Here is a 1,484-nt window from a genome sequence, read left to right as displayed (position 1 = left end):
CTTTCTGTAGTGTTTACAGTATATCAGATTCATTAAGAAATGTCTCTTGAAGTGTCTTAAATTACGATACCATTATAAAAATTTTAAGATAATGCACTATCAACACACTCTTAAGTTTGCTTCTAAGTCTTATTTCCATAACTTTAGGGTTAACCATACGCAAGACCAATCACTCTCGGACAATACTCATGATTTTCGGTAAAAAACGTAAAAGAAATAAGAACAATTAACAAAATGTATAATAACAATCAATAGCGACTAATGATTTTCATGTAAAAGGACACCAAACTATACGGTGTCCTTTTCAAATTCTTACGTCATATCAAGGCTCATTCAATCGTGGTAAATTCGTGGTAAAATGAGTGCTTTCCTATATTTCAAAATGCTTGAAAGTATAGTGTTTATGCGGATAATCAAAAATCAGATATAAAATTTAGTAATAAATATTATATTAAGAAGCGAAGGAACCTTGCAGGTATGCAGGTTCCTTCGTCTTTTAACCGAATCAAGTAAGTCTCCTGCGGAGGTTACGAAAAGCAATAAGTAGTAGGGGAATATATTACGGAGCAGTTGTTGGATTATGAACAAATAGCGAAGCGGAATGCGATATCCACTGTAATGTACTATGAAAAAGTGTTATAAAACACTTGAATATGGGTGCAATGCATGATATATTATAAGAACAAATGTTCGAATAAGGAGTGATTGTATGGGTGGAAAAGCAAAAATAGAGAAAACATTTTTGAAAGTGCATTGTCCCTGCTGTGGAAATGGAAGACTGTTTGATATTGGTCTTGAAGCAAAGGGAACAGTGAGGATTAAATGTCCGGTATGCAGAAATCCTGTTGAAATTCAATTGGAAAACTGTGATGAGAGTCGACAGAAACGTTTGACTGCTTATTACAGGAATATCTGACAAAATGAATTGTTGATGTATTTTCAACATTAAAGAATAAGGAGGCTAATAAGAAAAACAAATTATATATAGAACGAGTGAGCAGTCAAAAACAATAATATATTTTCTTGTTTTTAGATTCAAAGCCGTGAAAATATACTCTGAAAAGAGATTATATTTTTGCGGCTTTTTTGTATGGGCCCGGGAGGTGTTGTATCATGTATAAGAAAGTAGACTCCAAATTATTACAGATTGGAAATAATGTAAGAGAGTATAGAAAACAAAAACATTATAATCAGGAAAAATTGGCAGAATTATTAGATGTGTCTGTTGCTACGGTATCCAGGATCGAAAATGGCAGTTCTGCGATGGATATTTTGATTCTTATGAATATTTCAAAGATATTAGAACAGCCAATTGATAATATTATAAGTTTGGAAAAAGACTAAATGTCCGGAATTATTTCAAAGATTTATTATAAACTTAAATGAAAAACTAAATTCCAGCTGTGGATTATCTCAGTAACTATGCGGGATTAAATTCTGTAATGCACCTTAACAATTCTATTTTTTTGTCTTATAATAAACCT

At 31.8% G+C, this 1,484-nt stretch carries 2 protein-coding genes; both read left to right on the top strand.

Annotated features, from left to right (window positions below; genetic code table 11):
• Positions 1-709 precede the first annotated feature (709 nt).
• Positions 710-916: a hypothetical protein gene (locus I4V44_RS17385; protein ID WP_049946931.1), complete on the top strand. Its 207-nt coding sequence runs from the start codon at positions 710-712 to the stop codon at positions 914-916.
• A gap of 197 nt (positions 917-1,113) precedes the next feature.
• Positions 1,114-1,344 carry a helix-turn-helix transcriptional regulator gene (locus tag I4V44_RS17380; protein ID WP_044956436.1) on the top strand — a complete coding sequence of 77 codons (231 nt, stop codon included), beginning with the start codon at positions 1,114-1,116 and terminating at the stop codon, positions 1,342-1,344.
• Positions 1,345-1,484: the final 140 nt, after the last annotated feature.

The organism is Blautia sp. 1001283B150304_161114_C9 (assembly GCF_015668165.1).
GTDB lineage: Bacteria > Bacillota > Clostridia > Lachnospirales > Lachnospiraceae > Blautia_A > Blautia_A wexlerae.
Note: the sequence above shows the minus strand (reverse complement) of the source record. Positions and strands in the feature narration are given on the sequence as shown.

Excerpts from the sequence above, each read along its gene's own strand:
- I4V44_RS17380 (WP_044956436.1), top strand. The coding sequence starts at position 1,114 with ATGTATAAGAAAGTAGACTCCAAATTATTACAGATTGGAAATAATGTA.
- I4V44_RS17385 (WP_049946931.1), top strand. The coding sequence starts at position 710 with ATGGGTGGAAAAGCAAAAATAGAGAAAACATTTTTGAAAGTGCATTGT.